This is a genomic window from Streptomyces sp. AC512_CC834 (assembly GCF_019049325.1).
In the GTDB taxonomy this organism is placed as follows: Bacteria; Actinomycetota; Actinomycetes; order Streptomycetales; family Streptomycetaceae; genus Streptomyces.
Window position 1 is genome coordinate 1 of record NZ_JAGMUO010000072.1, and the last position, 16,319, is coordinate 16,319.

Annotated in this window: 13 protein-coding genes and 1 rRNA gene; 6 read left to right on the top strand and 8 right to left on the bottom strand. The window is 72.2% G+C overall.

The window, feature by feature from the left end; all coding sequences use genetic code 11:
• Positions 1 to 118: 118 nt before the first annotated feature.
• Complete coding sequence (locus KUM40_RS26320) at positions 119 to 1,294, top strand: winged helix-turn-helix domain-containing protein (RefSeq protein WP_217168677.1); 1,176 nt, start codon at positions 119 to 121, stop codon at positions 1,292 to 1,294.
• A gap of 5 nt (positions 1,295 to 1,299) precedes the next feature.
• Here the strand turns inward: KUM40_RS26320 and KUM40_RS26325 are convergent, their stop codons facing one another.
• The 7 genes from KUM40_RS26325 to mtnA form a co-directional block, all read right to left on the bottom strand.
• Positions 1,300 to 2,064 (bottom strand): response regulator transcription factor, encoded by a 765-nt coding sequence (locus KUM40_RS26325; RefSeq protein ID WP_217168678.1) that lies wholly within the window; start codon positions 2,062 to 2,064, stop codon positions 1,300 to 1,302.
• Positions 2,065 to 2,288: 224 nt separating this feature from the next.
• Positions 2,289 to 2,981: a ribosome hibernation-promoting factor, HPF/YfiA family gene (gene hpf, locus KUM40_RS42490; protein ID WP_217168679.1), complete on the bottom strand. Its 693-nt coding sequence runs from the start codon at positions 2,979 to 2,981 to the stop codon at positions 2,289 to 2,291.
• A gap of 313 nt (positions 2,982 to 3,294) precedes the next feature.
• A complete protein-coding gene (locus KUM40_RS26335; RefSeq protein ID WP_254395699.1) occupies positions 3,295 to 4,203 on the bottom strand; it encodes a ComF family protein in 909 nt (302 codons plus the stop codon).
• Between the two features lie 150 nt (positions 4,204 to 4,353).
• Entirely contained in the window at positions 4,354 to 6,201 is a 1,848-nt protein-coding gene (locus KUM40_RS26340; RefSeq protein WP_217168680.1) for an LpqB family beta-propeller domain-containing protein, read from the bottom strand.
• Positions 6,191 to 8,263 carry an MtrAB system histidine kinase MtrB gene (gene mtrB, locus KUM40_RS26345; RefSeq protein WP_217168681.1) on the bottom strand — a complete coding sequence of 691 codons (2,073 nt, stop codon included), beginning with the start codon at positions 8,261 to 8,263 and terminating at the stop codon, positions 6,191 to 6,193. Before mtrB ends, KUM40_RS26340 begins: the two co-directional genes overlap by 11 nt.
• A gap of 1 nt (position 8,264) precedes the next feature.
• The gene (mtrA, locus tag KUM40_RS26350; RefSeq protein ID WP_217168682.1) at positions 8,265 to 8,954 is read right to left on the bottom strand and encodes a two-component system response regulator MtrA; all 690 of its coding nucleotides are present in this window, start codon (positions 8,952 to 8,954) and stop codon (positions 8,265 to 8,267) included.
• A gap of 4 nt (positions 8,955 to 8,958) precedes the next feature.
• Positions 8,959 to 10,101: an S-methyl-5-thioribose-1-phosphate isomerase gene (gene mtnA, locus KUM40_RS26355; protein WP_217168683.1), complete on the bottom strand. Its 1,143-nt coding sequence runs from the start codon at positions 10,099 to 10,101 to the stop codon at positions 8,959 to 8,961.
• Positions 10,102 to 10,241: 140 nt separating this feature from the next.
• Between mtnA and KUM40_RS26360 the strand changes: the two genes are divergently transcribed.
• Genes KUM40_RS26360 through KUM40_RS26380 form a run of 5 tightly spaced genes read left to right on the top strand, consistent with a single transcriptional unit; the run spans position 10,242 to position 15,942 of the window.
• On the top strand, positions 10,242 to 11,642 hold the full coding sequence (locus tag KUM40_RS26360) for a glycerophosphoryl diester phosphodiesterase membrane domain-containing protein (RefSeq protein ID WP_217168684.1): 1,401 nt from the start codon (positions 10,242 to 10,244) through the stop codon (positions 11,640 to 11,642).
• 4 nt (positions 11,643 to 11,646) lie between these two features.
• Positions 11,647 to 12,429, top strand: a complete 783-nt coding sequence (locus tag KUM40_RS26365; RefSeq protein WP_217168685.1) for a DUF4129 domain-containing protein — start codon at positions 11,647 to 11,649, stop codon at positions 12,427 to 12,429.
• A complete protein-coding gene (locus tag KUM40_RS26370; protein WP_217168686.1) occupies positions 12,426 to 13,643 on the top strand; it encodes a DUF4350 domain-containing protein in 1,218 nt (405 codons plus the stop codon). Before KUM40_RS26365 ends, KUM40_RS26370 begins: the two co-directional genes overlap by 4 nt.
• A complete protein-coding gene (locus tag KUM40_RS26375; protein ID WP_217168687.1) occupies positions 13,640 to 14,632 on the top strand; it encodes a MoxR family ATPase in 993 nt (330 codons plus the stop codon). The genes KUM40_RS26370 and KUM40_RS26375 overlap by 4 nt, the downstream gene beginning before the upstream one ends.
• The gene (locus tag KUM40_RS26380; RefSeq protein ID WP_217168688.1) at positions 14,632 to 15,942 is read left to right on the top strand and encodes a DUF58 domain-containing protein; all 1,311 of its coding nucleotides are present in this window, start codon (positions 14,632 to 14,634) and stop codon (positions 15,940 to 15,942) included. Before KUM40_RS26375 ends, KUM40_RS26380 begins: the two co-directional genes overlap by 1 nt.
• Before the next feature lie 115 nt (positions 15,943 to 16,057).
• Here the strand turns inward: KUM40_RS26380 and rrf are convergent.
• Positions 16,058 to 16,174 (bottom strand): 5S ribosomal RNA (gene rrf / locus KUM40_RS26385).
• Between the last annotated feature and the right edge of the window lie 145 nt (positions 16,175 to 16,319).

Consider the following 16,319-nt stretch of genomic DNA (forward strand, 5'->3'; position numbering starts at 1 on the left):
CGGTCAGACAGAACAGCAGGAAGACAACCCAGCAGGGCGTCAGTCAGACCCCGAGCCATGACCGCCGGAACCTGAGTATCAGCATCAGTGTCAGACCCACCCCTTATCGTGCGGACGTATGACGACCCTCCCGCTCCCCGCCACGGAACTGTCCGCAGCCGAGGCCCGCCGCCTCGCCCTTCGCGCACAGGGCTTCCTCGGCGCCCCGGACCGCCGCGGGGGCGTCCGCGGTGTCCTCCGCCACCTGGGCGCGGTGCAGCTCGACACCATCTCGGTCCTCGCCCGCTCCCACGAACTCGTTCCGTACGCGCGCCTGGGCGCGGTGGGCCGCCAGACGATCGAGGCCGCCTACTGGCAGGACACGCACGCCTTCGAGTACTGGTCCCACGCGGCCTGTGTCCTCCCCATCGAGGAGTGGCCGCACTTCGCCTTCCGCCGCCGCGCCTACCGCAACCGCCCGCACTGGAACCACCACCTTCCCGACGGCACCTACGAACAGGTCGTCAAGCAGCTCCGCACCGAAGGCCCCCTCACCGCGACGGACCTGGGCGGCGCGAAGAAGACCAGCGAGTGGTGGGACTGGTCGGGCACGAAGGTCGCCGTCGAGCGCGCGCTCATGTACGGCGAGGTGGTGTGCGTCGAACGCCGCGGCTGGAAGCGGGTGTACGACCTGGCCGAGCGGGCGATCCCGGCCGCGCTGCTGCACGACGACCTGGACGACACCGAGTGCCTGCGCCGCCTGGTCCGGCTGGCCGGTCAGTCCCTGGGCGTCGGCACGCGCGCGGACATCGCGGACTACCACCGCCTCAAGGCCGAGCAGGTCGACGCCGTCATCGCCGACTCGGGCCTGGTGCCCGTCACGGTGGAGGGCTGGGGCCGCCCCGCCTGGGCGGACCCCGCGGCCCTGGAGACGCCCCCGCGCGGCCGTCATCGCACGACGCTGCTCTCGCCCTTCGACTCGCTGATCTGGGAGCGGGCGCGCACGGAACGGATCTTCGGCTTCACCCACCGCCTGGAGGCCTACGTGCCCAGGCAGAAGCGGGTGCACGGCTACTTCGCGATGCCGGTGCTGGCCGGCGGCCGGCTCGTCGGCCGGGTGGACCCGGCACGCGAGGGGCGCACCCTGGTCGCCAGGCAGGTCCGGCTGGACGGCGCCAAGGCCGCCCCGGCGGTGGCCCAGGCCCTGGTCGAGGCGGCGAGCTGGGTGGACTGCGCGGACGTGCGGGTAGAGCGGGTCGACGCGCCGGAGCTGCGCGAGCCCCTCACGAGGGAGCTGGCCCGCCTGCTCGGCTGACCGGGTCACCGGATCTCGAGAATCTTCTCCCGCATCGCGTACACCACGGCCTCCATCCTGGAGTGCAACTGAAGTTTCTCCAGGATGTTGCGCACGTGGTTCTTCACGGTGTTCTCGGAAATGAACAGTTCCTTGGCGATGTCCCGGTTGTTCATTCCCGTGGCGACGAGCTTGAGGACCTCCAGCTCGCGATCCGTGAGCCGCGGCGCGGGCACCAGCCGGCGTTCGTCGGTCCGCTGGATCATCGACTTGAACTCGGTGAGCAGTTTCGACGCCATGGACGGGCTGATCTGGGACTGCCCGTCGGCCACCGCGCGAATGGCGGTGGCCACCTCGTCCGTCGAGATCTCCTTGAGGAGATAACCGGTCGCGCCCGCCTTGATCGCGTCGTAGAGGTCGGCCTCCTCGTCGCTGATCGTCAGCATGATGATCTTGGCACTGGGGGCCACCTCCTTGATGGAGGTGCAGGCCTCGATCCCGCCGCGCTTCGGCATCCGCACGTCCATCAGGACGATGTCCGGCAGCAGGTCGGCGGCCTTCTCCACGGCCTCGGCGCCGTCACCGGCCTCCCCGACGACCTGGATGTCCTCCTCGGCCGCGAGCACGATCTCCAGGCCGCGGCGGAAGAGGGCGTGGTCGTCCACGACCAGCACCCTGATCGGCTCCTTGCGTGCGGAGCCCGCGTCCGCGTCCGGGCCCATGCCGACGGCCCCGTCGTCGATCCCGTGGTCGACGCCCGCGCCCCGCATCGGTCCGAAACTGTCCGCCATCGTTCCTCCCCCTGAAGGCTGTGGCCCGTGGTCCTGAGCCATCGCCAACCCAGAGCAACGACCCACCGGTTGGGCCGTTGCCGCCATGATTCCATGCCCGGCCGACACCGGGGTGACCGAGCAGGCCACGAAGGGGTCGCACACCCACGCGCACCGTCGCACACCGGTGCCCCTGGGGGCGCACACGCGCTCCAGGGGCACCGGTCCACAGCTACCCGGCGGCGTCAGCCGCCGAGCGCGTCGCCCGCCTCGGGAGCGTGGGCGTGGGTGACCATCGTGTCCGTGGTGAGGTGGATCACGCCGTAGTCGTAGGCGTGCCGACGGTAGACGACGCTGGGTTCCTTGGTCTCGGAATCGACGAACAGGTAGAAGTCGTGCCCGACCAGTTCCATCTCGTAGAGCGCCTGGTCGAGAGACATCGGTGCGGCGACGTGGGTCTTCTCCCGGACGACGAGCGGACCGTCGCCCTGGACCTCCAACGAGCCGATCTTCTTGGTGGGTACGCCGTCCTGCTTCTCCGTCGGGACGACGTCGCCGTTCCCGTTGAGCGTCGCCGCGCCGGGTACGTGGTCGGCGACCTCGGCCGCCGAGATCCGGCGCGCGCCGCGGCGCGAGAAGCGCTTGTCGTGCTGCTTGCGCAGCCGTGCGCCGAGCTTCTCCGCCGCCAGGTCGAGCGCCGCGTACGGGTCGCTCGCCGCCGCCTCCGCCCGGATCACCGGACCGCGCGAGCGGAGCGTGATCTCCACTCGGTCACAGCGGTCGGCCTGCCGGGGGTTCGGCTCCTTGGACACCTCGACGTCGAGGCTGATCACCTTGCCATCGAGCTTCTGGATCTTCTCCAGCTTCAGCTTCTCGGCCACGTGCTTCCGGAACCGCTCGGGCACCTCGGTCTTGCGGCCCTTGACGACGATGTCCACGCAGAACTCCGTTCCCGGATTGCTCCGCTGCTACGGCGGAGCATCTCCCTTTCGCACCAGGTTCCGGTCTACCCGGAAACCTCGGACTCGGTGACGTCCACCTCCTCCCCCGCGGGCGTGATCCCCACTCCACCGGTGCGGGTGATGACGGTGGAACCCGCAGCACGGCATTCGGATTTGAGAGGTGTGGCCTGCGGCTTTGCCTCACAACCGAACATATCTCGCCCGGACGGATGTCGTCACCCTCTACCGCGGCGTACCTCCGTTCCGGTGAATTGACCCTCTGATTACCTGCAACGACGTAAGTTCTCAGTCAGTTCCGGTTTATTTCGAAGGAATCTGGTGAGGCCGCGACCACTGCCGCGCAGATCGCTTCACGGATCACTTCACCGCCTCCGTATGGACCCTCCTTTTGGGGCCCGGTCTTCCGTTCCTCTCTGCCTTCCCCTGCCGCCGAGGGATACACAGACGATCTCGGCGTCCAGTACGTGCCGGGCCCCGCCCGCGACTCAGCGGAGTCGGCCGTCGCCGCGCGCACGGCACGTGCCGCCTCGGACAGCGAGGCACCCGTCGTCATCAGGTCGTCGACCAGGACGACCGGCCCACCGCCGCACAGCAGCCCGCCACCGCCGGGAGCCACCGCCAGCGCGCCGGCGAGGTTGTCCAGCCGCTGCCGGGCGTCGAGCCCCGACTGGTCGGCCACGGCGTACCGCTGCCGCAGCACGGCCAGCACCCGGGCCGGTGTCCCGGTGCGCCGCAGCTCCCCCGCGGCCGCCAGGGCGATCCGGCGTGCCGGATCGTGCCCGCGGGCCCGTACCGCCCGGCGCGCCGACGGCACGGGCACGAGCAGCACCGGCCCGTCCGCCCGCATGGCGCCCGCGGCGTCACCGGCGGCCGTACCCGCCTGCCGTATCCCCGCCTGCCGCATCCCCGCCCGCACCGCTCCCGCCAGCGCCGCGCCGAGCGGTGCCGTGAGGGCGAGCACGCCCCGCTCCTTGTGGGCCAGCAGGGCGGCGCGTACCTCGTCCTCGTACGGCGCCGCCGCGTGCACCGACGGCAGCCCGGGCGGCTCCGGTGCCGGACGCACACGGCACGGCGGGGCTCCGCTCAGGGCCGTACGGCACCGGGGGCACAGCACCGCGCGAGCCCTGCCGCAGCCTCCGCACTCGGCCGGCAGCACCAGGTCCGTGAGGTCCCGCCACCATCCCCTCAATCCACGCATGGCCACACTGTGCCAACGCCTGCGGGACCCTGCCAGGCCTGTGGAAAACGTTGGCCGCACCCTTGTGGAAAACTCCGGACGCCAGGCTCCGCGCATCCCCCGCACGAGTGAACGCTCCCCCTCGGAACGCCTGTACACCGACCGGGCGCCTCAGCCCGGATAGACCGGCGCGGTCCCCTCCGTCACCTTCTGCCACTGTTGCCCGGACGGCAGCCGCACGATGAGGTCCTCCGAGTACGCCACCAGCGGCAGCCGCTCGTCCTCGGTCGCGGCGATCTCCTTCACCCCGGTCAGGGCCGCGGGCACCGAGGCCTCCGGCGTGGAGCCGTCGACCTGGACGTATCCGATCTGCTGGACGCCACCGTGCTCGCGCCCGACCACCACGAGCCGGCTGTCACCGGCCCACGACATGGCCGTGACCTCCTCCAGCTCAGGGGTCGCGGAACGCAGTTCGAGGACGGTCACCGCGGGCGGGTCGCCGGCCTTCTCGTCCCGCTCGATCCGCCCGATGAGCAGCGACCGCTTGCCGTCCTTCTCCACGATGAGCGCGATCCGCACCCCGTCGGCAGCCACCCGCACGGCCTGGACCCGCCCGTCGAGACCCGGCATCCGCACCTCCACCGGATCGCCCGCGCCCGCCTCCAGCAGCAGCAGCCGCGGGTCGGCCGGGTCGCGGTCGGCGATCCAGAGGTCGCCCCGCGCGTCCCAGCTCGGCGGTGTCAGCCGGTCGGCCTCCTTCGTGCCCTTGCTGATCAGCACGGGGTCGCCGAGCGAACCGCCCGACACCAGCGAACCGACGTACAGCGACTTGTTGTCGAGGCCGATCCCGGCCGCGCTGTGCTCGTCGCGCGAGACCGCCACCGACCGCAGGGCCGTCTCGCCCTCCCCCAGGGGGCCGGGCACGGGCTCGGCCCGGGTCCCGTTGCTGCCGGCGGCGATGCGCACGACGCGGTCCTGGTCGTCGACGAAGTAGAGGTAGTCGGGCCGCTGCGCGGAGCCGCGCGTCGCGACCGTCCCGGCCCGGTCCTCGGTGAGCGAACACAGTTGCTCACCGCCCGAGCGCAGCTCGACCTCCTCCACCGCCGGGGTGAGGTTCTGCAGCGTGAACAGGAGCTGCGCGGCCATCTCGTCGCACTTGTCCGCGCCGGCCCGGGCCGCCTTGTCGTTCAACGGCACGGTCAGCTTGCTGCGGTCGTCGGGCGCCAGCGAGACGACGTTCTTCGCCAGCGCCGTTCCGGTCGGGAAGCTGGACCTGACCACGGGGCCGAGCAGGCTCGTCGGCCCGCTGAGCAGGGAACGCACCACCTGGGTCATCGGATCCACGCGCCGGCGCACGTAGACGGGATCGGCGACGGCCGCCGGCTGCCGGTTCGTGCCGGCCTCGGCGTCCGCCCGCACCGCGGTGTTCGAGGCGAAGTAGTACCGGTTGACCGACATGTAGTTGCGCTGGAAGTCCGACTTGCCCATGACGACGCCCTGCGGCAGCACGTCGATGCGCCACTGCTTGGTCTTGCCGTCCCGGGTGAGGTGCACCGACTCGCGGTAGGAGCCGTCGGCCGGCGAGTACGACTGCTGCGCGTCCACCGTGGCGACCTTGACGCCGGTCAGGGTGACCGAGTAGTCGTTGCCGTCCTCACGGCTGCCCGAGTGGTCGGACTCGGTCCCCGGGCCGCCCGCGAGCACCGTCGCCGACCGGTCCGGCCGCCAGTTCTTCGCGGCATCGCCGGTCAGGTACTTGCGTGCCGTCTCGTAGTGCGGATCGTCACTGGTCAGCGCCTCCAGGAAGCCCTGCACGATGTCGGCGGGCGGGGCGTCCTCCTGCGGCGGCATCGCGAACACCCGCACCTGCGGGTCCTGCCGGGGCGTGGACTCCACCCCCCGCAGATCCCCGCTGTCGGGCATGGACGCGCATCCCGCCAGCAGTACGATCCCGCCGACGGCGCAGGCCACCACGCGTGCCGGCCTGCGTCGACCGCTCCCCTCGCGGTCAGCGCCCACGAGTTGCCTCCCCTTGCCTGTTCGACTCCTCCGGTTCGGCCTCGGGGCGACTCGCCGCCTCCGGTGCCGGCCCGCCGTCCTGTCTCCGGGCGCCCGACACGGGCCTGGGCACCACGCGCGCGCCGTTGCCCGGCAGTGCCGTCGGGTCGGCCGTGGGGGCCACCGTGGCCTGCCGCGGCGTTATGGGCCCCCGCGCGGACCCCGGCGACGCCTGCCCGGGCGTCGCCTGCGCCGGGACGCCGACCGCCTTGTCCGTGCCGTGCGGCAGCCCGGTGTCGTTGAGGCCCGCGTCGTGCAGCCCGCGATTGCGCCGCGAGTCCGTCGGCTCCAGCGGTATCGGCGAACCCCTGAGCGGCTCGTCCGCGGTCCTGGGCAGCGTCAGCCGGAACTGCGAGCCGCCGCCCGGCTCGCCCCAGGCCTGCAGCCAGCCGCCGTGCAGCCGCGCGTCCTCCAGGGCGATCGACAGCCCCAGCCCCGTACCGCCGGTGGTACGCGCGCGTGCCGGGTCGGCCCGCCAGAAACGGCTGAAGACCCGGGTCGCCTCGCCCGGCTTCAGCCCCACCCCGTAGTCGCGCACCGCGACGGCGACCGCGCCCCCGGCGGCGGCGACCTTGACGACGACGTCCCGGCCCTCGCCGTGCTCGACGGCGTTGACGACGAGGTTGCGCAGTACGCGCTCCACTCGCCGGGCGTCCGCCTCGGCGACGACGGGCTGCTGGTCGCCGACGACACGTATCCCCGTGCCTTTGCGCTCGGCGAGCGGCTCCGCACCGCTGACGACCCGGCGTACGACCTCCCTGAGGTCTATCGGCTCCGCCTCCAGTGCCGCGGCGCCCGCGTCGAAGCGGCTGATCTCCAGCAGGTCGGCGAGCAGTGTCTCGAAGCGGTCCAACTGGTCGGCGAGCAGCTCGGCCGACCGCGCGGTCACCGGATCGAAGTCCACGCGCGCGTCGTGGATGACGTCGGCCGCCATCCGTACGGTGGTCAGCGGCGTCCGCAGCTCGTGCGACACGTCGGAGACGAACCGCCGCTGCATCCGCGACAGGTCCTCCAACTGGCTGATCTTCAACTGCAGGTTCTGCGCCATCTTGTTGAAGGCCTCACCGAGCCGGGCGATGTCGTCCTCGCCGGTGACCTTCATACGTTCCTGAAGCCGCCCGGCGGACAGCCGCTCGGCGATGCTGGCCGCCATCCGTACGGGCGTGACGACCTGGCGCACCACGAGCCAGGCGATGGCCCCCAGGAGAACGACGACGAAGAGCCCGGCCGTCGCCAGGGTGCCCCTGACCAGGCTGAGCGACTTCTCCTCCTGGGTGAGCGGGAAGAGGTAGTACAACTGGTACGGCTCGCCGTTCGGGTCGTTGACCTGCTTGCCGATGACCAGTCCGGGCTGGGAGGCCTGGTCGGAGTTGTAGACGATCCGGGTGTAGCTCTGGGCCGCGGCGGTGCTGCCGTCGATGCGCTCGCGCAGGTTCTCGGGGACGCTGGCGGACCAGTCGACCAGGCCGGAGGCGCGCGGACCGCGCCCGCTGCCGCCGTCGCCGCCCATGGGGAGGGTGACCACGTCGAAGGCGCCCTGGCCACCGCTGGAGAGCGACTTCACGAGTTCACTCATCCACTGGATGACGTTCTGCGCGGGACGGCCGTCCGCGGGGGTGCGGTCCTCGCCGTTGGTGCTCGCCGCCTCCTCGGCCTTCTGCTTGGCCGCGGTGAAACCGCCGGTGGCCTGGCTCTGGGACGCCTTCACCTTGGCGTCCAGCAGTCCGTTGCGGACCTGCCCGATGACCACGAAGCCGAGCAGCAGCACCACGCCCAGCGACATCAGCAGGGTGGTGGCGACGACCTTGAGCTGGATGTTGCGCCGCCACAGCCGCATGACGGGCAGCAGTGGACGGCGCACCCAGCGCATGAAGAGACGGAGCACCGGGCTGCCCTGCACCCCGCCGTGCAGCAGCCCGCCCTCCAGCGCGCGACTGAAGCGCGATCCTGCGCTCTGGTGGCCGACAGGCCGTCCGGCGCGGGCTCCGGACCCGGGCGCCGAAGCGGCACTGTCCCTGGTCATGTCAGCTCGGTCCGGCCTTGTAGCCGACGCCGCGGACGGTCACCACGATCTCCGGCTTCTCCGGGTCCTTCTCGACCTTGGAGCGCAGTCGCTGCACATGCACGTTGACCAGCCGGGTGTCGGCGGCGTGCCGGTAACCCCAGACCTGCTCGAGGAGCACCTCACGTGTGAACACCTGCCACGGCTTGCGGGCCAGCGCCACCAGCAGGTCGAACTCCAGCGGCGTCAGTGCGATCGACTGCCCCTCCCGCTTCACGGAGTGACCGGCCACGTCGATGACCAGGTCGCCTATGGCGAGCTGCTCCGGTGCCGGTTCCTCGGACCTTCTCAGTCGCGCCCGGATACGGGCCACCAGCTCCTTCGGCTTGAACGGCTTCACGATGTAGTCGTCGGCGCCCGACTCCAGACCCACCACGACGTCGACGGTGTCGGTCTTCGCCGTCAGCATCACGATCGGTACGCCCGACTCCGCCCTGATCAGGCGGCACACTTCGATGCCGTCCCGTCCGGGCAGCATCAGGTCGAGCAGCACCAGGTCCGGCTTGGTCTCCCGGAAGGCGGCCAGCGCCTTGTCGCCGTCGGCTACGAAAGATGGCTCAAAACCCTCACCACGCAGCACAATGCCGAGCATCTCGGCCAGTGCGGTGTCGTCGTCGACGACAAGGACTCGTCCCTTCATAAACGACATCATCCCATTAGCTCATCGTTACTTGGCGTGACCTGGCACACAGCTCCGCCAGGGCTTCGGTCGTCACGGGCGAAACCGCGCCCGCCTCGGTGACGATGGCCGTCACCAGTTCGGGCGGAGTCACGTCGAACGCCGGGTTGTACGCCTGGGTCCCCAGGGGTGCCACCGGAATCCCGCCTCCCGCTCCCGTCACCGGCACCTGAGGTGCTGTGACCTCGGTCACTTCATATCCAGGGCGCTGTTCCACCTCTATGGACGCCCCGTCCGGCGTGTCCGGATCCACCGTCGTGACCGGGGCCACCACGATGAACGGCACATGGTGGTAGCGCGCGAGCACCGCGAGCGGATAGCTCCCCACCTTGTTCGCCACCGAACCGTCGGCCGCGACGCGGTCCGCGCCGATCAGCACCGCGTCCACCTCACCCGCCGCGAACAGCGAACCTGCCGCGTTGTCGGTGAGCAAGGTGTACGCCATGTCGTTGCGGGCCGCCTCGTATGCCGTCAGGCGAGCACCTTGCAGCAAGGGACGCGTTTCGTCCACCCAAAGGCGTCGCAGCCGCCCCGACCGGTGCGCCGCGAGCGCCACCGCGAAGGCGGTTCCCTCGCCGCCCGACACCAGCGAACCGGTGTTGCAGTGCGTGAGGACGCGGTGCCCTCCGGCGGGCAGCAGCTCGTCCAGCAGCGCCAGTCCGTGCGCGGCCATCCGGGCGCTGGCCTCGGCGTCCTCCCGGTGCAGCGCCCGCGCCGCGGACAGCGCCGCCGCCGCGGCCTGCCGGGTGTCACCGGTTCTGGCGAGCGCCTCCTGGTGCGCGGCCCGCGCCCGGCGCACCCCGACGGCGAGGTTCACCGCGGTGGGGCGGGCCCCCGCCAGCGCGGCCGCGGCCTCCTCCACCTCGAAGCCCCGGACGGCGGCGAGCGCGACCCCGTAGGCGCCCGCGATGCCCAGCAGCGGCGCCCCGCGCACGGCGAGCGAACGGATCGCCTCCACGAGCGCGGACGCGTCCGTGCAGACCAGCTCGACCTCCTCGGCCGGCAGCCTGGTCTGGTCCAGCAGGACCAGCACCGGGCCCTCCGGGGGCTCCTCCCAGCGAAGGACCGGTATCCCGGCCGGCCGCTTGTCCTCGCCGTTTCGCGCGTCCTGATCAGCCATGCGGTCAGTCTGCCCCCTGTACGACGGACAATTGAAGGTGCGCAGCCCATACCGTGCCCGGTCCGCACCCGGCGCGCCCATGACACGATGGCTGCCAACCTGCCGCCGCGACCGCGGACGGGCACCGTGAAGGAGCGACGATGAACGACACTCCGGGCTGGGCCTCGCCCGGATCCGCCCCGTCCGACGGGCGGGAGCCCGGCGCGTCCGGCCCCGCCGAGCCCGCCGACCGCCCCGCCGGTCCCGATCAGCCCGCGCCGCCCGCGGACCGGCCGGGTGCGGAACCGACGAGCCCCGGCACGAAGTGGTCCAAGGAGCAGCCGCCCCCCGGCCAGTGGTCCGCGCCCACCGGCCCGGCGGGCCCGGGCCAGGCCCCGCCTCCCCCGCCTCCGGGCCCGGGGTGGGGCGCACCGCCCCCCGGACCTCCCGGCGGCGGCTATGGCGGTCCCGGCGGCGGCTACGGCGGTCCCGGAGGCTGGGGAGGCCAGGGCGGCGGCTACGGCGGTTACGGCCCCGGGGGACACGGTGGCTGGGGCGGCGGCTGGGGCGGTCCCCCGCCCGCGGCCAAGCCCGGCGTGATCCCGCTCCGCCCGCTCGGCGTCGGTGAGATCCTCGACGGCGCGGTCTCCACCATGCGCACCTACTGGCGCACGGTCCTCGGCATCTCCCTGACCGTCGCCATCTTCACCGAGATCATCGTCGTGCTGCTCCAGGGCCTCGTCCTGGACGACACCGGCACCGAGGCCCTCAACGACCCCGACGCCACCCTGAGCGAACTCGGCGACGCGCTGACCGACACCACGATCAACTCCGGTGTCATCTTCCTGATCTCCCTGATCGGCACCGTACTGGCCACCGCCCTGCTCACGACCGTCACCAGCCGCGCCGTGCTCGGCAGGCCGGTGACCACCGGCGAGGCCTGGCGGGACGCGCGCCCCCAGGTGGTGAAGCTCTTCGGGCTGATCCTCCTGCTGCTCCTCCTCGTCGCCGGCATCGTCACCGTCGGCATGGCACCCGGCCTCCTCGTCACTGCCGCGGCGGGCAGCGAGGCCGGAGTGGCCCTGACCGTCCTGGGCTTCCTGGCGGGCTTCGTCGTCGCGGTGTGGCTCATGGTCCGCTTCTCGCTGGCGTCCCCCGCGCTGATGCTGGAGAAGCAGGGCATCAAGAAGGCGCTGGGCCGATCCGTGAAGCTGGTGCGCGGCTCCTGGTGGCGCGTCTTCGGCATCCAGCTCCTCGCCACGGTCATCGCCAACGTCGTCGCGTCGATCATCGTCATCCCCTTCACCTTCCTCGCCGCGACCCTCGGCGGCGACGGCGTCGGCGGCTTCCTGGAGGGCACCGGCGACCTCGGCTGGACGTTCCTCGTCGTCGCCGGCATCGGCTCGGTGATCGGCTCCATGATCACCTTCCCGATCACGGCAGGCGTCGCCGTACTGCTGTACATCGACCAGCGCATCCGCCGCGAGGCCCTCGACCTCGAACTGGCCCGCGCCGCCGGCTCCCGGAGCTCCGGCGCCCCCGGCGCCGTCCCGGGGAGCTGATGGGGTGAGCCCGGCGGGGGGAGTTCTCACAGAGGTGCTGTCACGCACCGCCGTACGAACGGTGTCGCGCGTCGGAGACGGCTCCGTGCTGTCGCTGTCGCGCGCCGGCGACGAACCGCCCGTGACGATCCCGCGCGACCCCGCGCGGGAGGCGGCGCGGCGCGAGCTGTCCAAAGGCATGTACCACGAGAACGACCCCAGTTGGTTCCAGCGGGCCCTGAACACCTTCTGGGACTGGATCGACGAGCTGCTCGGCAGGGCGTCCACCGCGACGCCCGGGGGGACACTCGGCCTGGTCGTCATCATCGTGGCCGTCGTGGCGGTGCTGGGCGCCCTCTGGTGGCGCCTGGGCACCCCGCTCCGCGGGCCGGTCTCCGCCCCCGCCCTGTTCGACGACCGCCCCCGCAGCGCCGCCGACCACCGCGCCGCCGCCCAGGCACACGCCGCCCAGGCACATTGGAACCAGGCCGTCCAGGAACGCATGCGGGCCGTCGTCCGCGCCTTGGAGGAACGCGCCCTGCTCGACATCCGCCCCGGCCGCACCGCCGACGAGGCGGCCACCGAGGCCGGCCGCTCGCTGCCCGCCCACAGCGACCGGCTGCGCGCTGCCGCCCGGGACTTCGACGACGTCACGTACGGCGGCCGAACCGGCACCGAGGAGTCGTACCGGCGCCTCGCCGAACTCGACCACGACCTGGAACGCAGCAAGCCGCACCTGGCGAGCAGCACGGCGGGCGGCCCTGCGGGGGACGCGGACCGGGACACCCGCCGGGGAGCCGCCGAATGACCACCGAGGCCACGCTCCCCACCACCTCGGCCTCGCTCACCGCCCGCCAGGTGTGGACACGCGCGCGGGGCATCGCGCTCGCCCTCGTCCTGCTGCTGGTCGGGGCCGTGGCGATCGCCGTCGTCCGCTCGGACGCCCGGCACGGCGAACTCGACCCGCGCTCCGCCGACCCCTACGGCAGCCGGGCCGTCGCCGAACTCCTCGCCGACCGGGGGGTCTCCACGCGCGTGGTCACCACCCTGGACGGCGCGCGGGCCGCGGCCGGCCCGGACACCACCCTGCTGGTCGCCGCTCCCGACCTCCTGACGGAACGCCAGCAGTCGGAGCTGCGCTCCTCGACCGACGGCTCCGGCGGACGCACCGTCCTCGTGGCTCCCGGCGGCTCCGCCGTCGAACGCCTCGTCCCCGGCGTCACCGCCGACCCCGCGCTCAGCTTCGACTCGACGCTGGCCCCCGCCTGCGACCTGCCCGCCGCCAGACGCGCGGGCAACGCCGACACGGGCGGCCTGCGCTACAGCACCCACCTCGAAGCCGACGCCTGCTACCCCAGCCGACGCCTGGCCACCCTGCTGCGCATCCCCGACGCGTCCACGAAGGCACCTCAGGAGGCCACTCCGGGCGACACGGTCGTCCTCGGCGCCCCCGACATCCTTTTCAACAACCACCTCGACGACCACGGCAACGCCTCGCTCGCCCTCCAGCTCCTCGGCTCCCGCGAACACCTCGTCTGGTACCTCCCCTCCCTCTCCGACATCCCGGACCCGGACGACGAGCGCAGCTTCTTCGACCTGCTCCCCTCCGGCTGGCTCTGGGGCACCCTCCAGCTCTTCATCGCCGCCGCCCTCGCCGCCCTGTGGCGGGCACGCCGGCTCGGCCCCCTGGTGCCCGAGAAACTCCCCGTCGCGATCCGCGCCTCCGAAACTGTCGAAGGCCGCGCCCGCCTCTACCGCAAGGCGAACGCCCGTGACCGCGCGGCCACCGCTCTTCGCTCCGCCACCCGCACCCGCCTCGCCCCTCTCGTAGGCGTCCCCGTCACCCAGGCACACACGCCCGAGTCCCTGCTGCCCGCCCTGTCCGCCCACCTCCACGGCGCACCCGGCGACGGACAGTCCCTGCACACCCTCCTCTTCGGCCCGCCGCCCGGCGACGACGCGGCCCTCATCGCCCTCGCCGACCAACTCGACGCCCTCGAAAGAGAGGTACGCCGTCCATGATGGACCCGACCACTGACAACGCCGGGCAGAGCGCGGCCCCGGGCAACGCCCGCGCCGCCCTCGAAGCCCTGCGCGCCGAGATCGCCAAGGCCGTGGTCGGCCAGGACGCCGCCGTCACCGGTCTCGTCGTCGCCCTCCTCTGCCGCGGCCACGTCCTCCTCGAAGGCGTCCCCGGGGTCGCCAAGACCCTCCTCGTCCGCACTCTGGCCGCAGCCACCGAACTCGACACCAAACGCGTCCAGTTCACCCCCGACCTGATGCCTAGCGACGTCACCGGCTCGCTGGTCTACGACGCCCGCACCGCCGAGTTCTCCTTCCAGCCCGGCCCGGCCTTCACCAACCTGCTCCTCGCCGACGAGATCAACCGCACGCCCCCGAAGACCCAGTCGTCCCTCCTCGAAGCCATGGAGGAACGCCAGGTCACGGTCGACGGCACACCCCGCCCGCTCCCCGAGCCCTTCCTCGTCGCGGCCACCCAGAACCCCGTCGAGTACGAGGGCACCTACCCCCTCCCGGAAGCCCAGCTCGACCGCTTCCTCCTCAAGCTCACCGTCCCTCTCCCCTCCCGCCAGGACGAGATCGACGTCCTCACCCGCCACGCCGCCGGTTTCAACCCGCGCGACCTGCGCGCCGCCGGCGTACGCCCCGTCGCGAACGCCGCCGACCTCGAAACGGCCCGCGCCGAGGTCGCCAAGACGACCGTCTCCCCGGAGATCACCGCCTACGTCGTCGACATCTGCCGCGCCACCCGCGAGTCGCCGTCCCTCACCCTCGGCGTCTCCCCGCGCGGCGCCACGGCACTGCTGTCGACCGCCCGCGCGTGGGCCTGGCTCACGGGCCGCGACTACGTCACCCCCGACGACGTGAAGGCCCTGGCCCTCCCCACTCTCCGGCACCGCGTCCAGCTCCGCCCGGAGGCCGAGATGGAGGGCGTGACCACGGACTCCGTCATCAACGCGATCCTCGCCCACGTCCCCGTGCCCCGCTGATGGCTCTCACCGGACGCGCCGCGCTCATCGCCGCCCTCGGCTCCGTCCCCATCGGCATCTGGGACCCCGGCTGGACGGGCATCCTCGCCGTCAACGCCCCGCTCGCCGCGGCATGCGCCTGCGACTTCGCCCTGGCAGCCCCCGTACGACGCCTCGGCCTGAGCCGCTCCGGCGACACGTCCGCCCGTCTGGGCGACACCGCCGACGTCACCCTGACAGTCACCAACCCGTCCGGCCGCCCCCTGCGAGCCCGACTCCGTGACGCCTGGCCGCCGAGTAGCTGGCAGCCCGGCACCGAGACGGCGGCCTCCCGCCACAGCCTGACGGTGCCGCCCGGCGAACGCCGCCGCGTGACCACCCGCCTTCGCCCCACCCGCCGCGGCGACCGCCAGGCGGACCGCGTCACGATCCGGTCCTACGGCCCCCTGGGACTCTTCACCCGACAGGGCACCCACCGGGTTCCCTGGACGGTACGCGTCCTCCCCCCGTTCACCAGCCGCAAGCACCTCCCCTCCAAGCTGTCCCGCCTACGCGAGCTCGACGGCCGCACCAGCGTCCTCACCCGCGGGGAGGGCACGGAGTTCGACAGCCTGCGGGAGTACGTACCCGGCGACGACACCCGCTCCATCGACTGGCGCGCGACAGCCCGCCAGTCCACCGTCGCCGTACGCACCTGGCGCCCCGAACGCGACCGGCACATCCTGGTCGTCCTGGACACGGGCCGCACCTCGGCCGGCCGCGTGGGCGACGCGCCCCGCCTCGACGCGTCCATGGACGCCGCCCTGCTCCTGGCCGCCCTGGCCTCCCGCGCCGGCGACCGCGTCGACCTCCTCGCATACGACCGCCGAGTACGCGCCCTGACTCAGGGCCGCACGGCGGGCGACGTGCTTCCCTCCCTGGTCAACGCCATGGCGACGCTGGAGCCGGAGCTGGTGGAGACCGACGCGCGTGGCCTCACCGCCACCGCCCTGCGGTCGGCCCCTCGCCGCTCCCTGATCGTCCTGCTCACAACACTGGACGCGGCCCCGATCGAAGAAGGGCTGCTCCCCGTCCTGCCACAGCTCACGCAGCGCCACACGGTCCTCGTGGCCTCGGTGGCAGACCCGCACGTCTCCAGCATGGCCGAGGCCCGGGGCCACACGGACGCCGTCTACGAGGCCGCCGCGGCCGCACAGGCTCAGTCGGAACGCCGCCGAACCGCCGACCAACTCCGCCGGCACGGCGTGACGGTCGTCGACGCGACCCCGGACGAGCTTCCTCCGGCACTCGCCGACGCCTACTTGGAACTCAAAACGGCGGGCCGACTGTAAACGGCGGGGTGAGGCGAGGCCGGGCCGGGCCGAAAGGCCTTGCTCCAGCCTCAACGACCCCTAAAACGCAGAAAACCCCACACCGTTCCCGGTGCGGGGTTTCCTCGCAATGATTGTTCGGCGGCGTCCTACTCTCCCACAGGGTCCCCCCTGCAGTACCATCGGCGCTGTAAGGCTTAGCTTCCGGGTTCGAAATGTAACCGGGCGTTTCCCCCACGCTATGACCACCGAAACACTATGAAACAGACAACCAGCCGCCCCCATGACCGTAGGGGCGGATTGTTCGTGGTTTCAGAACCAACACAGTGGACGCGAGCAACTGAGGACAAGCCCTCGGCCTATTAGTACCGGTCACCTCCACACCTCACGGTGCTTCC

What these genes read in the sequence shown, in the direction of transcription:
- KUM40_RS26335 (WP_254395699.1), bottom strand. Translation starts at nt 4,203, where the DNA reads ATGCGTGGATTGAGGGGATGGTGGCGGGACCTCACGGACCTGGTGCTG.
- KUM40_RS26370 (WP_217168686.1), top strand. Translation starts at nt 12,426, where the DNA reads ATGACCACCGAGGCCACGCTCCCCACCACCTCGGCCTCGCTCACCGCC.
- KUM40_RS26320 (WP_217168677.1), top strand. Translation starts at nt 119, where the DNA reads ATGACGACCCTCCCGCTCCCCGCCACGGAACTGTCCGCAGCCGAGGCC.
- mtrA (WP_217168682.1), bottom strand. Translation starts at nt 8,954, where the DNA reads ATGATGTCGTTTATGAAGGGACGAGTCCTTGTCGTCGACGACGACACC.
- mtrB (WP_217168681.1), bottom strand. Translation starts at nt 8,263, where the DNA reads ATGACCAGGGACAGTGCCGCTTCGGCGCCCGGGTCCGGAGCCCGCGCC.
- mtnA (WP_217168683.1), bottom strand. Translation starts at nt 10,101, where the DNA reads ATGGCTGATCAGGACGCGCGAAACGGCGAGGACAAGCGGCCGGCCGGG.
- KUM40_RS26375 (WP_217168687.1), top strand. Translation starts at nt 13,640, where the DNA reads ATGATGGACCCGACCACTGACAACGCCGGGCAGAGCGCGGCCCCGGGC.
- KUM40_RS26325 (WP_217168678.1), bottom strand. Translation starts at nt 2,064, where the DNA reads ATGGCGGACAGTTTCGGACCGATGCGGGGCGCGGGCGTCGACCACGGG.
- KUM40_RS26360 (WP_217168684.1), top strand. Translation starts at nt 10,242, where the DNA reads ATGAACGACACTCCGGGCTGGGCCTCGCCCGGATCCGCCCCGTCCGAC.
- KUM40_RS26380 (WP_217168688.1), top strand. Translation starts at nt 14,632, where the DNA reads ATGGCTCTCACCGGACGCGCCGCGCTCATCGCCGCCCTCGGCTCCGTC.